This is a genomic window from Luteibacter sp. OK325 (assembly GCF_003050935.1).
Classification (GTDB): Bacteria; Pseudomonadota; Gammaproteobacteria; order Xanthomonadales; family Rhodanobacteraceae; genus Luteibacter.
In genome coordinates this window covers 149,189-172,528 of record NZ_QAOX01000005.1, presented here as the reverse complement: position 1 = coordinate 172,528, position 23,340 = coordinate 149,189, and the positions used below count along the sequence as shown (strand labels likewise).

The 23,340-nt window shown below is 65.2% G+C and carries 13 protein-coding genes; 9 read left to right on the top strand and 4 right to left on the bottom strand.

Annotation, left to right across the window (positions count from 1 at the left end):
* The first annotated feature begins 13 nt into the window (after nt 1-13).
* From zwf to C8J98_RS12740, 5 genes are all read left to right on the top strand, one after another.
* On the top strand, nt 14-1,486 hold the full coding sequence (gene zwf / locus C8J98_RS12760; RefSeq protein ID WP_107913730.1) for a glucose-6-phosphate dehydrogenase: 1,473 nt from the start codon (nt 14-16) through the stop codon (nt 1,484-1,486).
* Nucleotides 1,486-2,187, top strand: a complete 702-nt coding sequence (pgl, locus tag C8J98_RS12755) for a 6-phosphogluconolactonase (protein WP_107913570.1) — start codon at nt 1,486-1,488, stop codon at nt 2,185-2,187. The genes zwf and pgl overlap by 1 nt, the downstream gene beginning before the upstream one ends.
* A gap of 109 nt (nt 2,188-2,296) precedes the next feature.
* Complete coding sequence (edd, locus tag C8J98_RS12750; RefSeq protein ID WP_107913569.1) at nt 2,297-4,108, top strand: phosphogluconate dehydratase; 1,812 nt, start codon at nt 2,297-2,299, stop codon at nt 4,106-4,108.
* A 19-nt stretch (nt 4,109-4,127) separates the two neighbouring features.
* Nucleotides 4,128-4,772: a bifunctional 4-hydroxy-2-oxoglutarate aldolase/2-dehydro-3-deoxy-phosphogluconate aldolase gene (eda, locus tag C8J98_RS12745; protein ID WP_199229906.1), complete on the top strand. Its 645-nt coding sequence runs from the start codon at nt 4,128-4,130 to the stop codon at nt 4,770-4,772.
* Between the two features lie 227 nt (nt 4,773-4,999).
* Nucleotides 5,000-5,842 (top strand): DMT family transporter, encoded by an 843-nt coding sequence (locus tag C8J98_RS12740; protein WP_107913568.1) that lies wholly within the window; start codon nt 5,000-5,002, stop codon nt 5,840-5,842.
* 11 nt (nt 5,843-5,853) lie between these two features.
* On the opposite strand, the gene C8J98_RS12735 is transcribed toward C8J98_RS12740, so the two are convergent.
* From C8J98_RS12735 to C8J98_RS12725, 3 genes are all read right to left on the bottom strand, one after another.
* Entirely contained in the window at nt 5,854-6,516 is a 663-nt protein-coding gene (locus C8J98_RS12735; protein ID WP_107913567.1) for an NYN domain-containing protein, read from the bottom strand.
* Between the two features lie 253 nt (nt 6,517-6,769).
* A complete protein-coding gene (locus C8J98_RS12730; RefSeq protein ID WP_107913566.1) occupies nt 6,770-7,798 on the bottom strand; it encodes a LacI family DNA-binding transcriptional regulator in 1,029 nt (342 codons plus the stop codon).
* A gap of 64 nt (nt 7,799-7,862) precedes the next feature.
* Nucleotides 7,863-9,152: a sugar MFS transporter gene (locus tag C8J98_RS12725; protein ID WP_107913565.1), complete on the bottom strand. Its 1,290-nt coding sequence runs from the start codon at nt 9,150-9,152 to the stop codon at nt 7,863-7,865.
* 166 nt (nt 9,153-9,318) lie between these two features.
* On the opposite strand from C8J98_RS12725, the gene glk reads away from it, so the two are divergent.
* The 3 genes from glk (at nt 9,319) to C8J98_RS12710 (ending at nt 16,515) form a co-directional block, all read left to right on the top strand.
* Nucleotides 9,319-10,575, top strand: a complete 1,257-nt coding sequence (gene glk / locus C8J98_RS12720; RefSeq protein WP_343125723.1) for a glucokinase — start codon at nt 9,319-9,321, stop codon at nt 10,573-10,575.
* Between the two features lie 119 nt (nt 10,576-10,694).
* Nucleotides 10,695-13,427: a TonB-dependent receptor gene (locus C8J98_RS12715; RefSeq protein WP_107913563.1), complete on the top strand. Its 2,733-nt coding sequence runs from the start codon at nt 10,695-10,697 to the stop codon at nt 13,425-13,427.
* Between the two features lie 811 nt (nt 13,428-14,238).
* Complete coding sequence (locus C8J98_RS12710; RefSeq protein WP_107913562.1) at nt 14,239-16,515, top strand: family 20 glycosylhydrolase; 2,277 nt, start codon at nt 14,239-14,241, stop codon at nt 16,513-16,515.
* A 138-nt stretch (nt 16,516-16,653) separates the two neighbouring features.
* On the opposite strand, the gene C8J98_RS12705 is transcribed toward C8J98_RS12710, so the two are convergent.
* Nucleotides 16,654-20,943: a DEAD/DEAH box helicase gene (locus C8J98_RS12705; RefSeq protein WP_107913561.1), complete on the bottom strand. Its 4,290-nt coding sequence runs from the start codon at nt 20,941-20,943 to the stop codon at nt 16,654-16,656.
* Nucleotides 20,944-21,088: 145 nt separating this feature from the next.
* On the opposite strand from C8J98_RS12705, the gene C8J98_RS12700 reads away from it, so the two are divergent.
* Complete coding sequence (locus C8J98_RS12700; RefSeq protein ID WP_233260236.1) at nt 21,089-23,305, top strand: glycoside hydrolase family 3 C-terminal domain-containing protein; 2,217 nt, start codon at nt 21,089-21,091, stop codon at nt 23,303-23,305.
* The last annotated feature ends 35 nt before the right edge of the window (nt 23,306-23,340 follow it).

Sequence of the window (23,340 nt, the reverse complement as noted above, 5' to 3'; positions counted from 1 at the left end):
ACAGGCCACTGTCGTGAGCGCACAACTCCTGCCGATCGAGCCATTCGATCTGGTCATTTTCGGCGGCACCGGCGACCTCGCCGTCCGCAAGCTCCTTCCCGCCATGTACCACCGCTTCGTCGACGGCCAGATCCAGCCGAGCAGCCGGATCATCGGTGTGGCTCGCGAAGGACTGGACGACGCCGGGTACCGCGAGCAGGTTCGCGTCGCCATCGAGAAGGGCGTGGCCCATGTCGCCAAGGCCCAGCTCGACGCCTTCATCGCGATGATCGGCTACCGCTCCCTGGACGCCCGCAAGCCCGACGGCTGGGACGAGTTCTCGGCCCTCATGGCGGCGCAGCCCACGCACATCCGCGTGTTCTACCTGTCGACCTCGCCGGACATCTTCACCGACATCTGCCAGCGTCTGGGCTCGCTTGAACTCAACGGCGAACGCTCGCGCGTCGTGCTGGAGAAGCCGATCGGCCGTGACCTCCAGAGCGCCAATGCGATCAACGACGCCGTAGCCGGTTACTTCACCGAATCGCAGACCTACCGCATCGACCATTACCTCGGTAAGGAAACGGTGCAGAACCTGTTGGCGCTGCGCTTCGGCAACGCCTTGTTCGAGCCGCTGTGGAATGCGCAGCACATCGACCACGTGCAGATCACCGTCGCCGAAACGGTCGGTGTCGGCCATCGCGCCGGCTACTACGACCGTGCGGGCGCGCTGCGCGACATGGTCCAGAACCATATCCTCCAGCTCCTTTGCATGCTCGCCATGGAGCCGCCGTCGTCGCTGGCGCCGGATGCCGTGCGCGACGAAAAACTCAAGGTGCTCCGGTCGCTGCGTCCCATCGACGCCAGTAACGCCGGCCAGCTCACCGTGCGCGGGCAGTACCGCGCCGGTGCGGCTGAAGGCCAGAGCGTCCCGGGCTACCTGGACGAACTGGGCAGCGACCAGTCCAAGACCGAAACCTTCGTCGCCCTCAAGGCGGAGATCGGTAACTGGCGCTGGGCCGGTGTCCCGTTCTACCTGCGCACCGGCAAGCGCCTCCCCAGTCGCGTATCGGAGATCGTGGTGACGTTCCGTGCGTTGCCACATTCCATCTTCGACCCCGCCAATGGCCCGCTGTTACCCAACCGCCTCACGCTGCGCCTGCAGCCCGACGAGGGCGTGAAGCTGTGGCTGACCATCAAGCATCCGGGCCCGGGTGGCCTGCGCCTGCGCCACGTGCCGCTCGACATGAGCTTCGCAGCGGCGTTCGGCATCCAGCAGCCCGATGCCTACGAGCGCCTGATCCTCGATGTGGTTCGTGGTAACCCGACCCTGTTCATGCGTCGCGACGAAGTCGAGGCGGCATGGAACTGGGCCGGCCCCATCCTCCAGGCGTGGGAGGCTGGCGGTGACACGCCGAAGCCGTATACCGCGGGTACCTGGGGTCCGAGCGCCGCCGTGGCGCTCATCGAACGCGATGGCCGTACCTGGGCCGAGGACGCTGCCTGATGAACGCAAAAGTGAATCGTCATGAATTCGCCGATCGCCTGACCCTTGGCGACATGCTGGCCCGCGACATCGCGAGCAAGCTCGACGCCGCCATCAAGGCGCGCGGCAAGGCCAGTCTCGTCGTCAGTGGCGGCAGCACGCCGAAGCTGATGTTCGCCGTGCTGGCAGAACAGGAAATCGACTGGTCGAAGGTCACCATCTCCCTGGTCGACGAGCGCTGGGTGGACGAAGACAACGAGCGTTCCAACGCGCGCCTCGTCAAGAAAACGCTGATCGCACACGAAGCGCATGTCGCGGGCTTCCAGCCACTGTTCGACAAGGCGCATGCGGATGACGTCGACGCCGCGCTCGCCGGCGTCGGCGAAAAGGTCGATGCCCTCGGCAAGCCCTTCGACGTCGTGGTCCTTGGCATGGGTCCGGACGGCCATACCGCTTCGTTCTTCCCGGGCGGCGATCATCTCGCCCAGGCGCTCGATCTCGACGGCAAGCAAAGCGTCCTGTCGATGCGCGCCGAAGGCGCCGGTGAGCCGCGCATCACGCTCAGCCTGCCCCGTGTGCTCGATACGCGTGCGCTCTACCTGCACATCGAAGGCAACGACAAGAAAGAGGTTCTCGGCAAGGCGCTTGCCGGCGAAGATTTCCCGATTGCCTCGGTGTTGAAGCAGGAACGCGTCCCCGTCGACGTGTACTGGTCGCCCTGAGACCGACTGTCCCAACGCTGTTAAAGCCATCGTGCCGCGCGGGATACGCGCGGCCCGGGTCGCCCCGGCGGGGGCCGGCGACCCCACTACGTAGCCACGCGGAACTGCCATGACCATTCACCCCATCCTCGCCGAGGTGACTCAGCGAATCGTCGAGCGTAGCCACGCCTCGCGCGCCGCCTTCCTGGCGAAGATCGAAGGCGCGCGCGGCAAGGGTGCGAAGCGACACCATTTGTCGTGCGGCAACCTTGCCCATGGTTTCGCCGCCTGCGGCGAGAACGACAAGGAGGCGCTGCGCAACGGCCACGCCGCGAACATCGCCATTGTCACCTCGTACAACGACATGCTTTCCGCGCACCAGCCGTACGAAAGCTACCCGGAGCGCATCCGTGCCACCGCGCGCACGTTCGGCGCCACGGCGCAGGTCGCCGGTGGCGTGCCGGCGATGTGCGACGGCGTCACCCAGGGGCGCCCGGGTATGGAGCTGTCGCTGTTTTCGCGCGACCTCATCGCCATGGCCACCGCGGTGTCGCTGTCGCACGACATGTACGAAGGTGCGCTCTACCTGGGCATCTGCGACAAGATCGTGCCCGGCATGCTGATCGGTGCGCTGAGCTTCGGCCATCTCGCCAGCGCCTTCGTGCCGTCGGGCCCGATGCCCTCGGGCATTCCCAACGAAGAGAAGTCCAAGGTCCGCCAGGCCTTCGCCGCCGGCAAGGCCTCTCGCGCCGAACTCCTCGATGCGGAAGCACGTTCGTACCACGGTTCCGGCACCTGCACGTTCTATGGCACCGCGAACTCCAACCAGATGCTGATGGAGATCATGGGCCTGCATATTCCGGGTGCCAGCTTCGAAGCACCGGACACGCCATTGCGCGAAGCGCTCACCGCGGCTGCCGTCGAACGGGTGCTGGCGACGGACTGCCTTGGCGATCACTACATGCCGATCGGTCGCATCGTCGACGAGCGCGCCATCGTCAACGGCGTGGTCGGCCTGCATGCGACCGGTGGTTCGACCAACCACCTGCTGCATCTGGTTGCCATCGCGCGGGCCGCGGGCATCGAGCTGCGCTGGGATGATTTCGACGCACTTTCGGCGGTCGTACCTCTGCTGGCGCGCGTGTATCCGAATGGCTACGCGGACGTGAACCACTTCCACGAAGCCGGCGGCATGGCCTTCCTGATGGACCAGCTCCTGGACGGCGGCCTGCTGCACGGCGACGTGAACACCATCATGGGTCATGGCCTGGAAGCGTATCGCCATGTGCCCCGGCTTGAAGGCGAGAGGCTCGCTTGGCAGCGCGTTTCCAAGGAGAGCGGCAACCGCGGCGTGCTCCGTTCGATCGCCGAACCGTTCCGCCAGGACGGTGGCTTGCGCATGCTCTCGGGCAATGTCGGCCGCGCCGTGATCAAGGTCTCTTCCGTGCCCGACGATCGCATGATCGTCGAAGCACCGGCCATCGTCTTCGACGAACAGGATGACGTGAAGGCGGCCTTCGATCGCGGCGAGCTCAATCGCGACTTCGTCGCCGTCGTGCGTTTCCAGGGGCCGCGCGCGCGCGGCATGCCCGAGCTGCACAAGCTCACGCCGACCCTGAGCCTGCTGCAGGACCGTGGGCACCGCGTCGCCCTGCTTACCGATGGCCGTATGTCCGGTGCGTCGGGCCGTGTGCCAGCGGCCATCCACGTCACCCCGGAAGCCGAAGCCGGTGGTCCCATCGCGCGCATTCGCACCGGTGACCTCGTGCGCCTGGACGCGCTCGCCGGCACGATCGAAGTGCTGGTCGACGCCGAAGACTGGAACAGCCGCATTCCCGACAACATCGACCTCGCCATGCACCACACCGGCATGGGTCGCGAACTTTTCGCCATGTTCCGCCAGTCCGCCGTCACGGCCGACCTCGGTGCGGGCGTCTTTTGATATTCCGGAGCCGTACCTGATGAGCAACGAAGCCAAGCAACAACTCGTCGAATCCACCCTGCGCCTGGCGCCGGTGGTTCCCGTGGTGATCATCGAAGACGCCTCCAGAGCCGTAGGCATGGCACGTGCGCTGGTGGCCGGTGGCATTCGCGCCATCGAGGTGACCCTGCGTACGCCGGCCGCGCTCGACGCTGTGCGTGCGATCGCCGCGGAAGTCGAAGGCGCCTTCGTCGGCGTCGGCACGGTGCTGACCGCGCGCGACCTCGAGGCGGCATACAAGGCCGGCGCGAAGTTCGCCGTGTCGCCGGGCAGCTCGCCGCGCCTGCTCGACGCCGCCGCCGACCACGACCTGCCATTGCTGCCGGGTGCCGCCACCTCCAGCGAGGCGATGAACCTGCTCGAGCGCGGTTACCGCTTCCAGAAGTTCTTCCCGGCGGTGCCGGCCGGCGGCAGCAAGCTGATCGGCGCCTGGGCCAGCCCGTTGCCGCAGATCACCTTCTGCCCCACCGGGGGCATCAGCCTGGCCAACGCCGCCGAGTTCCTCGCGCTGCCGAACGTGGTTTGCGTGGGCGGCTCGTGGCTGACGCCAGCGAACCTGCTGGCTGCTGGCGATTACGCCGCGATTGAAGCGCTGGCGCGCGAGGCTTCGCAGCTCGGTCGCTAGTACCCATCGCCGCTGAAGCGGCTCCCACAGGGAGAGCTGCTCCTTGTGGGAGCCGCTTCAGCGGCGATGCTCTGTGCTCTCTGTGGGAGCCGCTTCAGCGGCGATGCTCTATGCTCTCTGTGGGAGCCGCTTCAGCGGCGATGCTCTATGCTCTCTGTGGGAGCCGCTTCAGCGGCGATGCTTCGTGCGAAACTTGCCAGCTTCGCCCCACCGCGACATCCCCGCCCATGATCTACATCCTCCTCGCCGTCGCCTTCAGCGTCACCGTCTCGGTCCTGCTGAAGCTCGCGCGCCGCGCGAACGTCGACATCGTCCAGGCGGTTGCCACCAACTACATCGTGGCCGCGGGACTCGCCGTATGGTTGCTCGGCGCGACGCCACAGGCGGCCCTCCAGTCCGATGCACGCACCCCGCTGATCCTGCTCGGCATCCTGCTGCCGGCGATCTTCGTCATGCTCGCCCGCTCGGTCAGCAGCGCCGGCATCGTCCGCACCGACGTAGCCCAGCGCCTGTCCTTGTTCCTGTCGCTGGCGGCCGCCTTCCTCCTGTTCGGCGAGGTACTGGTTCCGCTGAAGATCCTCGGCATCGTCCTCGCACTCGTCGCCGTGGCCTGCATCCTCTGGCGCAAGGAGCGCACCGAACGCGCAGGCTGGCTCGCACCGCTGGCCGTGTTCGCCGGCTTCGGCGCCATCGACATCTGTTTCAAGCTGATCGCGCAGGCGCATGCGCCCTTTCCCAGCGCCCTGCTCGCTTCGTTCCTCATTGCATTGGTGCTCTGCTGGATCGCCGTCTTCGCCCGTGCTCTGACCCGCCAGGCGGCGCTGTCCTTGCGCAGCATCGGTTTCGGTGCGGTGCTCGGCGCGGCGAACTTCGCCAACATCCTCTTCTACGTCCGCGGCCATCAAGCGCTGCCGAACGATCCTTCGTTGGTGTTCGCGTCGATGAATCTCGGTGTCGTGCTGCTTGGCGCGCTTGTCGGCGCGCTGGCGTTCCGCGAGAAGCTCTCGTGGCTTAACTGGCTTGGCCTTGCGATCGCCGTTGCGGCCATCGGGGTGATGACGGTAGCCTGACCTCGCATCGATCAGGCCTGGGCGGGACTCGTTGCCGCCAGTCGTGCGAACCACTCAGCCACACCGCTCGGCAGGACGACGTCAGCGTGGTGACGCATAGGCTCCTTGACGCCATGTCCAAGCGTGACAAGGACAAGTTGCGTGCCTTCGCGGCGCGCGAACTTCATGGCAGGAACAAAATCACTGTCGCCCGTCACGAGCACGATCAGCGACGAAAGCTTCTTTAGCGTGAGATTCGCCATGTCGAGTCCGATGCGCATGTCAACGCCCTTCTGACCGACTATCGGTTTGATGTCGTCGGAGCGAAGCGTGAGACTTTCCTCGGTCACCTTGCGGAGATCCTTCTTCGGCGTCCAGCCCTCGACAGACAGCTCACCGAGTCGGTTTGCAAAGAAGTCCTCGCATGCCAGTTGGTTGTGCATGACCTCACTGGCTCGATAAGCCCTGGTCGTACCGAAATCGAGTCGTTCCCCGGAAAAGGGATTCTCGATGATCTCGGAAGACGGTGCCGCATCGTAGAAATAGATGCGGTGCAAGCGGTGAGAAAGGAGGAGCGGGTGGCTTCGTATGGCCGCCGACAGTCGGACAATGTCGTCAGACGTGGCAGGTTTCGTTGCGCTGCCGGTCTTCCGCCTGACAAAGCCACCATCGAGCATGATGGAATAGGTGAGCATCCATTCTCCAAGTTAGCCGCCAAGCAGGTGGAGGACGAACCTCGCTTATATGTCACCCGCAGGGCAGCCGTTTCTTGTGTCAAAGGTTCGGTGTCTTGAACCGTCGTCACGACACAGGTGGAGGACGAACCTCGCTTATATGTCACCTGCCGCGCAGCACTTCTTGTGCCGCAAGTTCTACGTGAACCGCCGCCATTATCGCCGCCTTAAGCTCTCCGTCAATGTCGCCCCGACCGATAAGTTCTGTAGGCGCTCACAACCGCCGAGGCGCTGTCGAACCGCGAACGACGAGGTCCGGGCTGAAGCCCTCGTTCTCGATGATGTGCTCGTCACCGTCCCGCTCGAGTTCAGCGATGAGCCGCTGCGCCGCATGACGACCGATTTCTTCCGTGTTCTGCCGCGCGGTGGTAAGCGCCGGCCACGACTGCTTCGAGAACGGACTGTCCTCGAAGCCGGCGATGGAAAGCTCCCATGGCACGTCGACACCACCCGACCGGGCGGCCGCGAGGACACCAGCAGCGATCTCGTCGTTCGAGCCGAAGATGGCGGTTGGCGGTTCCTTCAGTGCGAGCAGCTTGCGCGCACCGCGGAAGCCATCGTCGAAGGAGTAATCGCCTTCGACCACCAGTTTCTTGTCGACCGGTAGACCGTACTCGCGCAGCGCATCCTCGTAACCCTGGTAGCGCTCAGGGCTGGAACGATGCTCCTTGCCACCCCAGAGGAAACCAATGCGATGGTGTCCGAGCTGGATCAGGTGCTCGGTGATCGCATAGGCGGCGTCGCGATCGTCGACGAAGACGCAGGGCCAACCGTCCTTCGGATCCTGCCGTGCGGAGATGATCCGCACGAAGGGGATCTTGTGCTCGGTCAGCGTGGCCAGCAGCCGTGGCTGCTCGGACATGGGCGGGGCGAGCACGAGGCCGGCAAGGCGGTTACGCCGCACCAGGTCGCTCAGCTGCTCGGCCAGCTTGGGGGCCGACGAGTCACAGGGGTGGATCTGCAGGCCGAAGCCACGCTCCCGACACACCGACAGCACGCCGTTCTGCATGGCGATGACGTAGTGGGCGTTCGGGTTGTCGTACACGAGGCCCAGCGCGTAGGTCCTGGCGCTGCGCAAGCTGCGCGCCGCCTGGTCCGGCTGGTAGTCGAGGGCGTCGATGGCACGCTGCACCTTGTCGCGGGTGCGCGCATGAACGGATGGCTCGTGGTTGATGACGCGGGAGACGGTCTTGAGTGACACGCCGGCCCGCTCGGCCACGTCCTTGATGGTAGGGCTACGCAATCTCGGACCCTCAATAGCAAGACGGCCATCCTAGCGGATGGCCGTTACGTAGCGAAGGCGGACGTTAGTCCTTGATGTGCTGACCGACCCGATGGCCGGCCGCGCCGTAGTACAGGATGTACAGGTAGCAGGGGACCATCAGGCAGAGGAACACGGCCTGGAAGTCGTGGCTCTGCTTCAGGTGGGCGAAGAGCACCGGGATGATCGCGCCACCGGCGATGCCCATGATCAGGAAGGCCGAGCCGAACTCGGTCAGCGCGCCCAGGCCCTTGATCGCCAGCGGGAAGATCGCCGGCCACATCATGGCGTTGGCGAAGCCCAGCGCGGCGACGAAGCCCACGGCGGCATATCCGCTGGTCATATAGGTGCCGATCGAGAAGATCACGCCGAGCACGGCCGAGAACGCCAGGTACTTCTGCTGCGAGACGAACTTCGGAATCAGCAGGAGGCCGGCGATGTAGCCGAGCAACATGGCGAACAGGGTGTATGAGGTGAAGTGCTTGGTGTCTTCCGGCGTCATGCCGAAGCCCTGGCCGTAGGTGCCGATGGCGTCGCCGGCCATTACTTCCACGCCCACGTAGACAAAGAGGCAGAGCACGCCCAGCCACAGGTGCGGGAAGCTGAAGATGCTGCCCTTGGCGTGGCCGATGGCGCGCTCGGAATTCGCACCGGAAGGCTTGATTTCAGGCAGCGAGGAGCGAACCACCCAGACGGCGAGTACAACCAGCAGGCCGGCCATGACCATGTACGGCAGGTGCACCTTGGCGGCGAATGCGGCGAGCAGGGCATCCTTCTCGCCGGGTGAACCGGCGGCGGCGATCTGCTTGTCGAACGTGCCGATATTGCTCATCACCACGGCACCGAAGACGAACGGAGCGAGCGCGCCGGCCACCTTGTTGCAGATGCCCATGAAGGCGATGCGCTGCGCGGCGCTGTCGATCGGGCCGAGGATGGAGATGTACGGATTGGACGCCGTCTGCAGCAGCGAAAGGCCGGCACCGATGACGAACAGGCCGGTCAGCGCGCCCGGGTAGATACGCATGGTGACGAACTGGCCGAACAGCACGGCGCCGATCGCCATGACGAACAGACCCAGGCCCATGCCCTTCTTCATGCCGGTCTTCTTCAGGATGAAGGACGAGGGCAGGGCGAGGAAGAAATACGACAGGTAGAACGCCATCGGGACCAGGAAGGCATTCACGTCGTCCAGGTTGAAAGCGAGCTTCACGAACGTGATCAACGGGCCATTGAGCCACGTGACGAAGCCGAAGATAAAGAACAGGACGCCGATGATGATCATCGGAACCAGACTGGAATGTCGTGTCTCGTCGACGCCGACCGCGGTGGATGACATGGGTGCTTCCCCTCGTGTTGTTTTCGGTATCCAGGCGGGGGCACCGCCGGATACGCCCCGATTTGTCGCCTTTATTGACTCGTGTGCGTAACGTTGTCAATTGGCTTTTTACGCGGCCCCGCCCCATCCGGCCCCGTTTTCGACTTTCGATGTCGCGCCGCGTCAAATGCCCGATCGACCATGCATTCGCCGTGCCGCACGCCGCGCCATGCCGCGAACTGGACGAGAACGAGGGCGTCCGCAAACGTTTCCTGCTGCGGCGCAGGATGGAATGGTGGATGTCCTAGCCATTTGTCCTGTTGACAACGTTGTCATTCGACTCACAGACTCCGCCTCAATCAGGGGCGTCACAGAAAGTTCATGTGACGACGAACGCATTAGTCATAAGGGGCGGGGCGTGGGCGAATCGGCCAAACAACGGGAAATCGTGCGTGCTTCGCGTTCCGGGGCGTTCATCGCCGCCGACGTGGGCGGGACGCATGCCCGTATCGGCCTGGTGCGTCGTGCCGCCGGCTCGACCGCCATCGACGTGCTCCGCTACGAGCGTTACGCCTGCGCCGACTGGCCGAGCCTGACCGCCGTGCTGCAGGACTTCGTCAGCCGCCTGGATGGCCAGCACCACATCGAACATTGCGCCGTGGCGAGCGCGGGCTACGTGCTAGGCGACGCTATCGTCAACGAAAACCTGCCCTGGCCGGTCTCGATCGGCGATATCCGCGAGACCCTCGGGCTGCTCGGTCTGGCCGTGGTCAACGACTTTGAAGCCGTGGCTTACGCCTGCCAGTTCCTCGAGAACCACCAGACCACGCCGATCATCGAGACCGCCGCCGCACCGGCCGTGGGTCCGATCCTCGTCATGGGACCCGGTACGGGCCTGGGTTCGGCTGTACTCCTGCCGGGTTCGCCGCATGCCACCGTGCTGCCGACCGAAGCCGGCCAGATTTCCCTCGCGCCGGGCAACCCGCGCGAGGTCGCGATCCTCGGCGAGCTCGCCCGCGGCCGCGACTACGTTTCCTACGAGACCGCCCTGTCGGGACCGGGTCTTGTCCACCTCTATGAAGCCATTTCGACGCTGCGCGGCACGCCCGCGACGCTGACCGAGCCCGCCGAAGTCACGCGCGCCGCCCTGGACGGGAACGATCCCGCCGCGGTGGAAGCGCTGGACGTTTTCTGCGGCCTGCTCGGCAGCTTCGTCGGCGATCTCGCCCTTCTCTACGGCGCCCGCGGCGGCGTGTTCCTTGCGGGCGGCATCCTGCCCCAGGTTCGCGACCGCCTGCTCGCCAGCAGCTTCGCCTCCAGGTTCTTCAACAAGGGCGTTATGCGCGCCTTTCTCCAGCAAGTACCGGTACGTCTGATGGACCACGGGCAGTTGGGTGTGATCGGTGCCGCCGGTCTCTACCTGCACGGTTCGAACGCTCACTGAAGAGCGGGAAAGGAACGCAGGCTCAGTACAACAACCGGGTCGAAAGACCCTTCGATAGCAACGAAGCATGACGCGGCCGCGAAACCCGTCACTGCTACATCCTCTGAGGGGAGGACACCATGTCGCATCGTAGAAACCTGCTGACGGCGAGCATCATCGCCGGACTCTGTTGTGTTACCAGCATCGCCGCCGCGCAAGACGCGACGCCGCCGCCGGCAAAGCCGCAGACCGCCCAGCAAAAAGCTGAAGCCGCCAAGGCCCAGCAGCTCGAGGGCATCACCGTTACCGGCATCCGCGCCAGTCTCGAGAAGTCTCTCGATACCAAGCGCAATGCCGATGCCATCGTCGAAGCGGTTACCGCCGAAGACATCGGCAAGTTCCCGAACACCAACGTCGCCGAAGCGATGACGCAGATCCCGGGCGTCACGATCGACCGTCAGTTCGGCCAGGGCGACCGCGTCTCCATCGACGGCACCGATCCCAGCCTCAACCTTACCTTCCTCAACGGCCAGGCGATCTCGCAGACGCCGTGGCAGTATGGTGCGCAGCCGAACCGCGGCTTCGATTTCACCATGCTCGCGCCGGAAATCATCGGTCGCCTGGAAGTCTACAAGTCGCCCGAAGCGCGCCTGACCGAAGGCAGCCTCGGCGGTACGATCCTGCTGCATACGCTGGAACCGCTCGACCTGCCGGCCAACACGGTGCGCGGTTCGTTCGGCCTGAACTACAACGACCAGGGCAGTGGCGGCTCGCGTCCCACGGCGTCGGCGTTGTACAGCTGGAAGAACACGTCCAACACCTTCGGTGTGATCGCTTCGGCGCAGCACTACGAAGAGAAGATCGACCGCCAGGGTCTGGAAATCTTCAGCTACAGCCCTGTCTCGAAGTGGGCATCGAGCCCCGCCGTCGCCGCAGGCATAGCCAACGGTTCGCTCAATCCGAACGCGAAGGTGCCCGACGAGGTCAACTCCGCCTGGTTCCAGCAGAACCGCAAGCGCGACACCGCGACCCTCGGTTTCCAGCTGCGTCCGACGGATAACTGGGATATCAATCTCAACAGCCTGTTCATCCGCGAAAACTTCGACAACTGGAACCAGTCGATGTACCCGTTCACGGGTAATGCGCCTGGCAACGTGACCAGCTTCACCCAGGGGCCGAATGGCGTCGTCACCGGCGGCCATGTCTGCGGTAACGACAATCCGGGTTGCCCGGCCATCGGCCCGACCCTGATGGACAGCAACGTCCGCAAGTCCGTGGTCCGCACGGCGGCGTTCGACCTGAAGTCGACGTATCACGGCGACGGTTGGAGCCTGGGCGGCGCGGCTGGCTACAGCAAGGCCCGCAATGACAATATCTCGCAGGCGGTGATCGAACCGCAGTACGCGGGCGGCTATACGTGGGACATCAACCACGGCTTCAACTTCGACAGCCCCGCGGCGGCAAAGAATCCGGCCAACTGGCACATGGGTGACGCGGACGGCCTTGGTGGCTGGCCGGGCAACTACGGCTCCTACAGCGCGGATTCGCGCGACACGTATGCCCAGCTCGATTTCAGCAAGGACTTCGACAACTTCTTCAACGAGTTGCAGGTTGGCTATCGCTGGAACCGCCACGAAGAAGGCATGAACGCGCACGTCTACGGCGGTAATGGTCCGATCTCGCTCGCGGATCTTGGCACCGACGGTCTCACCAATGTCCTCGGCAGCGTGGGTGGTTGGGATGGCTCCTCGCAGCACGTCAGCGCCGATCCCAACGCGCAGTACGCCTGGGTTCGCGGCACCAATGGCGGTAACGAAGATCCGGGTACGTTCCTCAACGGCACATACAAGCTCATCGAGAAGACCAACGCGGCCTACGCACAGCTGAACTTCGCCGGTGGCGATTTCCACGGCAACCTGGGCATGCGTTACGTCGATACCAAGACCGACGGCTTCGGCTACAACTACTCGGGCGCCCCGGTGCTTCCCGCTCCCGTTGGCAGCTACCAGCAGGCGTCGCAGACCAGCAAGAACTGGCTGCCGTCGCTCAACGTAGCCTATGACGTGGCCGAGGACGTGATCCTGCGCTTCGCCGCCGCCAAGGTCATCGCTCGCGCGCCTTACAACATGCAGGTCAACAACCTGTTCCTCAACGACACCGTGCTGACTGGCTCCGGCGGCACGCCGGACCTCAAGCCGTTCAAGTCGAAGAACTTCTCGCTTTCCGGCGAATGGTACTTCGCACCGCAGTCGTACTTCGCGATCACCGGCTTCTACAAGAAGATCGACGATTACGTCTTCCAGGACGTGGTCCAGGAACAGCACTTCAACTCGGCGACCTCCACCGATCCCGTCCAGTTCGCCAAGGAACTCGCGGCGGGCCTGTGCACGGCTGACGGCTTCTGTACCTACGACATCTCCCGCCCGGCCAACGTCGGCTCCGGCAAGGTCAGGGGCGGCAACGCCAGCTTCCAGCAGGCCTTCTGGGATACCGGTTTCGGCGTCACGGCGAACTACACGTACGCCAAGGGCACGCTCGATTCGGGTGGCCAGCTGCCGTACAACTCGAAGAATGCGTACTCCATCAGCCCGTACTACGAGTTCGGCCCGTTCAGTGCCCGCATCAACTACAACTGGCGTAGCGCGTACCTCGCCGGTGGCTACGTGGCCGGTGCGCCGCCCGCAACCACCGAGGCTTACGCCGATCTCGGCGCAACGCTGGGCTGGAAGCTCAACAAGCAGGTGTCGTTCACGCTCTCGGGCATGAACCTCGCCAACGAACAGTACAAGCAGTACATCGGCACGAAGGACTTGCCGGTTGCGAAGTACACCACGGGTCGCCGCTACATGGCCTCGGTGCATTTCGACCTCTGATAAAGCGTCATGGATCAGCGGCCAGGGAAGGCCGCAAACCCCTCGAAGCTTCATTCCCCACGGGCCCGACTAATCATTATCGGGCCCGCTTTTTTTGGTTCTTCGCGGATTACCGGGGACCGCGCGCGCTCGGCTTCACCGTCGCTCTCTACACTTGGGCGTCTCGCGGGGGAGACCTTGGTGCCCACCCTCGCTGCTCAGACAGTCCTCCGCGTTCGACAAGGAAAGGCCGCTCACGCGTCCCATGTATCTATCTGGCCTACGGCCGCTCCACTTGTGCGGAACTCGCCTCGAGGGTGGACACCAAGGCCTCTCACCACGATACGGTGGAGTGGAAGGAGAGCCGTTGCGTGGTGCCGTCGTCGGCCCCGTCGGCTCTTGGGACACCAGGGCGAAGCGGACGCGGTTGCCATTACCCGGTTGCCGAACACCTTCCTCGCGCCTGTGCCAGCGTGCCGATGTGCTGGCTGACGATGCTGCCGCGCGCTTTGTCTCGACCCACGCGAACCTCAGGGTTCGGAAGAGCCTTCGGTGCCCACCCTCGAGGCGAGTTCCGCACAAGTGGAGCGGCCGTAGGCCAATAAGAACACGGGCCGCGCAGCGGCCCTTCCGGTACGAAACGCGGAGGACTGTCTGAGCAGCGAGGGTGGGCACCGAAGGCTCTGCACCGCTACGTCCATACCCGCCGCGGCGTGAGTTGGTAGCAGCGAGAGAGGCGACGCCTTCGGCGTGCGCGGACGTCCGCGAAGAACCTTTTTTTTGTACGTTTCCGGCACAATCGGGCGGTTGCCCAAATTCACAGGAGCTATCGATGCGCCGAACCCTCATCCTCGCCATGGCCCTTGGCCTTACCGCTTGCGCCAGCCAGCCGAGGCACGAAGCCGGCCCCGTCGATAGCACACCGCTCTCACTGATCCCGCAGCCGGCATCACTGCAGCGCCTGCCAGGGCATTACCGTCTCAACGCCTCGACCACCATCGTCGTGGCACCGGACAACGCCGCGGCGAAGAAAGTCGCGAGCCAGCTGCAAGGCTGGATCCGCCAGGCACGCGGTGTGGATATCGCCATCGTCGAGGGCAAGCCGCGAGACGGCGCGATCGTCCTGCTTACCGACACGACGACCAAGGGTCGCGAGGCCTATACGCTCGACGTGAACGGCAACGGGGTACGCATTGCCGCCAACGATGAAACCGGCCTGTTCTACGGTGCGGTGACCTACTGGCAGTTGCTCACCGATCCGGCCACGCAGAATGGCGTGCCCGCCGTGCACATCGTCGATGCGCCGCGTTTCGCCTGGCGCGGCCTGATGCTCGACTCCGCCCGTCACTTCCAGTCGGTCACCGAAATCGAACACCTGCTCGACCAGATGGCGCTGCACAAGCTCAACACCTTCCATTGGCATCTCACCGACGACCAGGGCTGGCGCCTGCAGATCCTCAAGTATCCGAAGCTGACGGAGGTTGGGGCCTGCCGCAAGCCGATCGGTCCGGACGTGGCACTCACCGGTGACCCGGACCGCCCGTATTGCGGCTTCTACACGCAGGACGAGGCGAAGCAGATCGTCGCCTATGCGGCAGAGCGGCACATCACCGTGGTGCCCGAGATCGAAATGCCGGGTCACGCGCAGGCGGCCGTCGCGGCGTACCCGCAGTTCGGTGCCGGCAGCAAGAAGCTCGGTGTCTCGACGGACTGGGGCGTCAACACGGCGTTGTTCAACGTGGACGATGGCACCTTCACCTTCCTGGAAAATGTGCTCGACGAGGTGATGGCGATCTTCCCGTCGACGTATATCCACGTCGGTGGCGACGAAGCGGCCAAGGACGAGTGGGAGCATTCGAAAACGATCCAGGCGAAGATGAAATCGCTCGGTATCGACAACGAGGAGAAGCTGCAGGGCTGGTTCGTCGAACGTATCGGCAACTATCTCGACCAGCACGGTCGCCGGATCATCGGCTGGGACGAGATCCTCGACGGCAAGGTGCCGGCGAGTGCAACCGTAATGTCCTGGCGTGGCACCAAGGGCGCGATCAAGGCTGCCAATGCAGGGCACGACGTGGTGATGGCGCCCTCGCCGACGCTCTACCTGGACCGCCTCCAGTCCACCCTGCCCGACGAGCAGCCGGGTAGCCCCCAGGTCCAGACATTGAAGAACGTCTACGACTTCGACCCGGTGCCGGCGGACATCGCCGCGGACAAGGCGACCCACGTGCTCGGCGCGCAGGTCACGGTGTTTACCGAGTACCTGCCGAACTGGTATCGCACGCAACACGCTGTCTTCCCGCGTATTGCCGCTCTCGCCGAGCGCACCTGGTCGCCGACGGCGGACTGGAATGGCTTCGTCGCGCGCCTGCCGGCGGAGATGTCCCGCTATCGCGCCGCCGGCATCGTGCCTGCCGACGGTGCCTACGCGGTCGCCATCGCCGCCGCCGCTGCGGATGGCGACAAGGCAAAGGTCACCCTGTCCACCCAGACCGGCTACGGCGCCATCCGTTACACCACGGATGGCTCATCGCCAACGGCGCAGTCCACCGCGTATACCGCGCCGTTCGACGTGTCCTTGCCGACGACGGTCCGTGCCAATGCGTTCGACAACAGTTTCGCCCTCGCCGGCCCGCGTGACGAAGCCATCGACGCGAAGTCGCTCCTGCGCCGGTCCAGCGACCAGCTCGATACATGCGCCGACAAGCTAGTGCTCCGCATCGAAGCGCCAGACGCGGTAAACGGCGTGCGGCCGGTGTACAAGGTCGACATCATGAACACCTGCTGGGTGTGGAAAGGCGTGAAGCTCGACGGCCGCTACGGCGTGGACGTGTCCGTGAACCGCCTGCCGTACAACTACGCACTGTGGAAGGACACCGTGGGCATCGTTTCGCGCAAGGCGCGCTCACGTGCCGGCGAGATCGAGGTGCACCAGGATTCCTGCGACGGCCCGAAGATCTCGACCATTGCGCTGGACAAGGCGAAAGACGGCCGCGCTACGTTGCAGGGCATCCTGCCCAAGCGCGAAGGTGTGCATGACCTGTGCTTCGTGATTACCGGCAAGCCGGGGCCGAAGATCTGGGTGATTGGGGATGTGCAGCTGCGTTGAGAAGCATCGCCGCTGAAGCGGCTCCCACACATCGCCGCTGAAGCGGCTCCCACACATCGCGGCTCCCACAGAAAGCAGCTGTTGCCTTGTGTGGGAGCCGCTTTCTGTGGGAGCCGATTCATCGGCGATGCTCTTGCCTCAAAACGACATCGCCGTCGAAAACGTCGCATGCCTCTGTAACGCCGAGCGCGCTTCCCGCTCGTCATCGCCTTCCAAACGCATCAGTGTGACGAACTTGCCGGCGATCATCGCCGCCAAGGGCATGCCGTCACGTATGGCAATACGCGTGCCGAGCACCGCGGGAACCTTCGCCGCTCCCGCGATGATCGTGCCGATGAGATTCAGCGGATCGGTGCCCGCGATACAGACCATTTCACCATCATGCTCGCGGTGGCGAATCTGCCGTAGCGCCGCGAGTGCCTCCGGCAGCGCGAACTGCTCGCCCACCAGGCCATCGACGAAACGGCCGCCGCGGATCTCGCCGCGTGCCTCCAGGCGATGGAACACCCGCCGCAGATCCCGCCACGTTGGCAACCACGCAGCCTCGCGTTCGAGGATGCGCCAGCTGACCACGCCATAGCGGCGCAGCAACGTGCGTGCCATGTGGTCGAGCCCATCGGCATCATTGCGCTGTTCGTTCGGCCGACGCGCCAGCGACCAGCGACCCGCATCCTCGATACCACTCATCATGTGCCGGCGCGTGCGGCGATGACGGCTGCCGTTGCGCCTGGACGCCGGGAGCAACAAGGCGCGCAGCCCGGCGAAGCTGTCCGCGGTGACGCGGCCGGCGGCCACCAGTTCGCCAAGTGCATCTTCGAGTTCGGTACGTAGCAGGCGCGTCGACGACGCGAGCTCATCGAAGAACAGCGCGCCTTCATCGCGCAGTGCATCGGCCACGGCCTGCGCCCGCGAGGACAGCGGCAATTCTTCGGCGATCGCCGGTGCCGCCGCCGACCAGATCGGCAACTGCCGCCGCGGCAGCAACACGATGGGCGTGGAGCGGACGGGGCCGCCGCTGCCCGTACCCAGGCGCAGGCGACTCCACACCACGCGTCCGGCCCGGCAAAGGTCATCGAGCCAGCCGATGCTGTAGTCGCTGACACGCGCAGGCAGCAGCTCGGCCTCCCACGCACCCGCGGCGGCCTCGAAACCTTCGAGCTGTGCGATCACGCCAGCCAGCGCATCGGGACCGGCGACCTGTGTATTGCGGGTCACGTGTTGCCAGTCGAGAAGGAAGCGCATGAAGTCGCGCGGCGCGACCGGTTCGATCTCGCGACGCAAGCGGCCGATGGTGTAGCGATGGATACGCGCGAGCAGATGCCGCTCACACCATTCCACCTCCGTGGTGCCCGGGGAGAACGGCCCGCGCATGACGTAGCCTTCGGTTTCGAGCGATGTCAGCGCGAGATCGATGGCGCTGTTCTCCACGCCGAGGGACGAAGCGAGCACGCGCGCAGGCACCGGGCCGAGACCGCCGAGGCGGCCGCGAACGATGTCGACCAGGGCCGATTCCATCGTCCACGCCTGCGCTTCAAACTCCGGCGGCGCGGCGATGGCAGGCGACGCCGCTGCACCAGGCTGGATAGCGCGCCATGTCGGCAGGCGCTCGGCGGCAACCCACAGCGATACCTCGCCGTGGGTAAGCACCGTCGCACGCGCATCCTTCGCCAGCGCGTGCAGCAGTCCGGCCCATGCGGGGTGCTCGTGTATGTCGTTTTCGGTCACGGCACCTAGCAGCATGAGCGCCTCATGCATCTCGTCGGCGTTGCGTGCCTCGGGCCACGCTTCTTCGCGTACGGACGCAATCGCCTCGGCGTCGAGCCGGCCGAGATCGTCGGCCGTCTCCGCCTCGTTCCAGCGGCGCGACTGCACGGCGTGGGTACGACGTTCTTCCAGCGGCGCGTCGTCGAGAAAGGCGTACGGCGCCGCGTTGAGGATCTCGGCGGCCAGCGGCGAGGGTGTGGCGAGGTCGCGCGACACCATCCGGATGGCACCCGACTCCAGACCGCGAAGAATGGCGAGCAGGCCTTCACTGTCCATCGCCTCGTGCAGGCAGTCTTCAATCGTCTGGTTAACCAGCGGATGGTCGGGCACCTCGCGCTCGCCGACGAGGTTCTCCGCGCAGGCGACCTGGTCAGGGAAGACCGTGGCTAGCAGGTCTTCGCTCTTCATCCGTTGCAGCTGCGGCGGCACCTTCTTGCCGCCGCTGAAGCGTGGCAATGCCAGCGCCGTGGTTGCATTCCAGCGCCAGCGCACGCCGAAGAGCGGTGCGTCGAGCAGGGCCTGGATCAACACGTGCTCGGCCGAGTTCGAGTGCAGGTAGCGCGCGACTTCATCCAGCGGGAAGCTATGGCTGGTGGACAGTGAAAGCACGATGGCGTCTTCGGTCGCCGCAGCCTGCAGCTCGAAGTTGAACTTGCGGCAGAAGCGCTTACGCAGGGCCAGGCCCCAGGCGCGATTGATCCGGCTGCCGAACGGCGTGTGGATGATCAACTGCGTGCCGCCGGATTCGTCGAAGAAGCGTTCCATCACCAGGGTGTCATGCGTCGGCAAGGCACCGAGTGCCGCGCGTGCGCGGAACAGATAGTCGACCACCTGCTCGGCGGCGGCTTTGCTGAGGCTCAGCTCGGCAGTCAGCCAGTCGAGCGCCGCGTCGCGGCCACCTTCATCGAACTTCTCCGAGATCTCACTGCGCAGGCGCGACACACCGATCGACAGTTCGTCGGTGCGCCCGGGCGCTTCGCCGAGCCAGAAAGGAATATTCGGTGGCTGTCCCTGCGCATCTTCGACACGCAGCCGACCCATCTCCACCCGAATGATGCGATACGAACGGTTGCCCAACTGGAATACATCGCCGGCCATGCTCTCGATGGCGAAGTCTTCGTTCACGGTGCCGACCACGATCGCCTGCGGTTCGAGAAGGACGTTGTAGTCGCCCGTGTCCGGGATGGTCCCGCCGGAGGTGACGGCGGTGAGCTTCGCACCACGACGTTCGCGCAGCCGCTTGTTCACCGCATCGCGGTGGATGTATGCACCGCGCGGGCCAACGCGCGTGGTGAAGCCCTCGGCGAGCATGCGCACGGTATCGTCGAAGATCTCGCGCTTGAGTGCGTTGAATGGATATGCGCGGCGGACGAGATCGAACAGGGCGTCCTCGTCCCATTCCTGGCAGGCCACCTCGGCCACGATCTGCTGGGCGAGTACGTCGAGCGGCTGGTGGGGCATTACCAGGGTATCGAGTTCACCGCGGCGCACGCAGTCGAGCAAGGCGGCGCATTCGACCAGATCGTCACGCGAGGTCGGAAACAGACGCGCCTTCGGTGTACCGCCGACGTCATGACCCGCGCGGCCTGCGCGTTGCAGAAAGGCGGCGATGGATCGCGGCGAGGCGATCTGGCAGACCAGGTCGATGTCGCCAATGTCGATACCGAGTTCGAGCGAGGCCGTGGCGACCAATGCGCGCAGCTCACCCTTCTTCAGGCGCTGCTCCGCGTCCAGGCGTTGTTCGCGCGACAGGCTTCCATGGTGCGCCGTGACCGCTTCCCGCCCGAGACGTTCCGAAAGGTGACGTGCCAGGCGCTCGGCCATGCGCCGCGTATTGACGAAGATCAGTGTGGTGCGATGCTGCTCGATCAGGTTGGACAGCCGGTTGTAGACCAGCTCCCACATGTCGTTGGACATCACCGCTTCGAGCGGCACCGGCGGTACTTCCAACGCGAGGTCGCGCTTGCGCGTATGGCCGATGTCGATGATGGCGCAGTCTTCTTTCGCATTGCCGGTGAGGAAGGCGGCCACCTTTTCGATCGGTTTCTGCGTGGCGGACAGGCCGATGCGGGTGATGCGCCGCTGCGCCAGCGATTCCAGGCGTTCGAGCGACAACGCCAGGTGGCTGCCGCGCTTGCTCGCCGCGACGGCATGGATCTCGTCGACGATCACTTCGCGCACGTTCGCCAGCATGGAACGGCCGGAGGCGGAGCCAAGCAGCACGTAAAGCGACTCGGGCGTCGTGACCAGGATGTGCGGCGGTCGCTTCTTCATGCGCTCGCGATCGGACGCCGGTGTATCGCCCGTGCGCACCGCGGTGCGAATCTCGAGATCCGGCAGGCCCTGCTTGCGCAGTTCTTCCCGGATGCCGGCCAGCGGCGCGTCCAGGTTGATACGGATGTCGTTGGACAGCGCTTTCAGCGGCGATACGTAGAGGATGGTCGTGCGGTCCGGCAGGCCGCCGTCGCGGATGCCTTCGCGCACCAGCATGTCGATGGCCGACAGGAAGGCGGTGAGGGTCTTGCCCGAACCCGTCGGCGCGGCGACGAGGGTATGGCGCCCGGACCGGATCGCCGGCCACGCGGCTGCCTGCGCGGCCGTAGGCTCCGGAAATGTATTCCCGAACCAGGCGGCGACGGCGGGATGAAAAGCGTCTAGCGGCATCGACTTTTGTGAATTCATTGAATCACTTAAGTGGGGGCTGGCGGTTCATGGGTCAAGTTCGAGACTACCGCGAAGCCGTCTCGCGGGTTGCGATAAAAACGTTACTGAACGAACGTAGACGTTTCCCCGGACCGACTTCGTGACCATGCCCGATACCGCGCGCCGCACCGCCCTCGCCTTCGCCATCACCGCCGGCCTCGCCGCCACCGCCAGTGCGGCCACGCCACCGGGCCGCCCGTGGATGGACCGCTCGCTGTCGGTGGATCGCCGGGCCGAGCTCGTCGTCGCAGCCATGACGGACGATGAGAAATTTCGCCTGATCCGCTCCGACTTCGGCCTGGCCAGCGACAAGCACGGCGTGCCCGAGGGTGCCGTGAGTGGCGCAGGCTACGTTCCCGCGCTGCCGCGCCTTGGCCTGCCCGCGATCAACGAGACGGACGCGGGCCTGGGCGTGAACAAGCCGGGTATCGACGGCAAGGGTGCGATCTCGCTGCCGGCCGGACTGGCCACGGCGGCCAGCTTCGATACCGCCGTTGCCCATGCCGGCGGTCGCATGATCGGTGGCGAGGCGCGCGGCAAGGGCTACGGGGTGCTGCTTTCGGGCGGCGTGAACCTGGTGCGCGACCCGCGCAACGGCCGCAACTTCGAGTACGCCGGTGAGGATCCGATCCTGGCGGGCACCATCGTTGGCGCCACGATCAAGGGTATCCAGGAACAGAAGATCGTCGCGACCACCAAGCATTACGCGATCAACGACCTCGAGTCCGGCCGCAACACGCTCAGCGCCGACATCGATCCTGTCGCCCTGCGCGAATCCGACCTGCTCGCTTTCCAGATCGCCATCGCCCATGGCGATCCCGGCTCGGTCATGTCCTCGTACAACCGGGTCAACGGCACGTTCGCGGGTGAGCACGACTGGCTGCTCAACCAGGTGTTGAAGCAGGAATGGGGCTTCAAGGGTTTCGTCATGTCCGACTGGGGTGGCGTCCATAGCGGTGCCAAGGCCGCACTGGCCGGCCTGGACCAGGAGTCGGCGGGCGAGGTGTTCGACGCCGAGGTGTTCTTCGACAAACCGCTGCGTGCCGCCGTTGCTTCGGGCGAAGTCCCGAAGGCGCGCCTGGACGACATGGCCCGGCGCATCATGCGCAGCCTCATTGCCCACGGCGTGATCGACGACCCGATCCCGACGAAGCCGACCACCCCCGTGCCCTACGATGCCGATCGCAAGGTCGCCCGTGACACGCTCGAGGCCGGCGCTGTCCTTCTGCGCAATGAGGCGGGTCTGTTACCGCTGTCGCGCAAGGGTCAGTCGGTCGTGGTGATCGGCGCACACGCCGACAAGGGCGTGCTTGCGGGTGGCGGCTCGTCCACGGTCACCGACGAAGGCGGCGACCCGGTCCCGGGCCTGCAGCCGACGGGATGGCCGGGTCCGGTGCGGTACCACGCCTCCGCGCCGCTTACCTTTATGCAGAAGCTAGGAGCGAAGGTGAGCTTCGACCCGGGTACCGATCCCGCCGCCGCGGCCAGGGCGGCCGCAGGCGCCGATGTGGCCGTGGTCTTCGTCACGCAGTGGGCTGCCGAATCCTTCGACCTGCCCGATATGGCCTTGCCCGATGGCCAGGACGCGCTCGTCGCCGCAGTGGCGAAGGCCAACCCGAGAACCGTCGTCGTGCTGGAAACCAATGGCGCGGTGAAGATGCCCTGGCTCGACAGTGTCGGTGCGGTCCTGCAGGCCTGGTATCCGGGCTCGGGTGGCGGCGAAGGCATCGCACGATTGCTCTATGGCGAAGCCTCGCCGTCGGGCCGGCTGCCCGTGAGCTGGCCTAAGGACGAAGCCCAGCTTCCCCGCCCGACCATCCAGGCGGCGGGCCTGTATTCCAAAGAGAAGCCGGCGGACAACGTCGACTACAACATCGAAGGCGCCGATGTCGGCTACCGCTGGTTCGAGAAGACCAGGCGCGAGCCGCTGTTCGCCTTCGGCTATGGCCTGACGTACACGAACTTCGCCTATAGCGACTTCGCCGTGGACAAGGACGCCAAGGGCCACCCCGTCGCCCACGTTACGGTAAAAAATACCGGCAAGACCGCCGGTGCCGACGTGCCGCAGATCTACGTAACCGCGCCTGGCGCCGCCACGCGACGTCTCGCCGGTTGGAGCAAGGTCGCGCTGAAGCCAGGTGCGAGCCGCCGCGTGAACATCCCGCTCGAGTCGCTGGCACTGGCGCGTTACGACGATGCGGGCAAGCGCTGGCGCGTGGCGCCGGGGACGTACGCGGTGAAGCTCGGCCGCTCGGCCAGCGATATCGCCGCCGAGGCCACGGTCACGGTCGGTGAGAGCTTCCCGGTGGTGCAGGCGCCTTAGGCGCCTGCACGACACCGCGACACCGGATAGCCACA

Bases quoted from the DNA above. Each gene is read 5' to 3' on its own strand.
- pgl (WP_107913570.1), top strand. From the start codon at position 1,486: ATGAACGCAAAAGTGAATCGTCATGAATTCGCCGATCGCCTGACCCTT.
- edd (WP_107913569.1), top strand. From the start codon at position 2,297: ATGACCATTCACCCCATCCTCGCCGAGGTGACTCAGCGAATCGTCGAG.
- eda (WP_199229906.1), top strand. From the start codon at position 4,128: ATGAGCAACGAAGCCAAGCAACAACTCGTCGAATCCACCCTGCGCCTG.
- C8J98_RS12740 (WP_107913568.1), top strand. From the start codon at position 5,000: ATGATCTACATCCTCCTCGCCGTCGCCTTCAGCGTCACCGTCTCGGTC.
- C8J98_RS12735 (WP_107913567.1), bottom strand. From the start codon at position 6,516: ATGCTCACCTATTCCATCATGCTCGATGGTGGCTTTGTCAGGCGGAAG.
- C8J98_RS12725 (WP_107913565.1), bottom strand. From the start codon at position 9,152: ATGTCATCCACCGCGGTCGGCGTCGACGAGACACGACATTCCAGTCTG.
- glk (WP_343125723.1), top strand. From the start codon at position 9,319: ATGCCCGATCGACCATGCATTCGCCGTGCCGCACGCCGCGCCATGCCG.
- C8J98_RS12715 (WP_107913563.1), top strand. From the start codon at position 10,695: ATGTCGCATCGTAGAAACCTGCTGACGGCGAGCATCATCGCCGGACTC.
- C8J98_RS12710 (WP_107913562.1), top strand. From the start codon at position 14,239: ATGCGCCGAACCCTCATCCTCGCCATGGCCCTTGGCCTTACCGCTTGC.
- C8J98_RS12705 (WP_107913561.1), bottom strand. From the start codon at position 20,943: ATGCCGCTAGACGCTTTTCATCCCGCCGTCGCCGCCTGGTTCGGGAAT.
- C8J98_RS12700 (WP_233260236.1), top strand. From the start codon at position 21,089: ATGCCCGATACCGCGCGCCGCACCGCCCTCGCCTTCGCCATCACCGCC.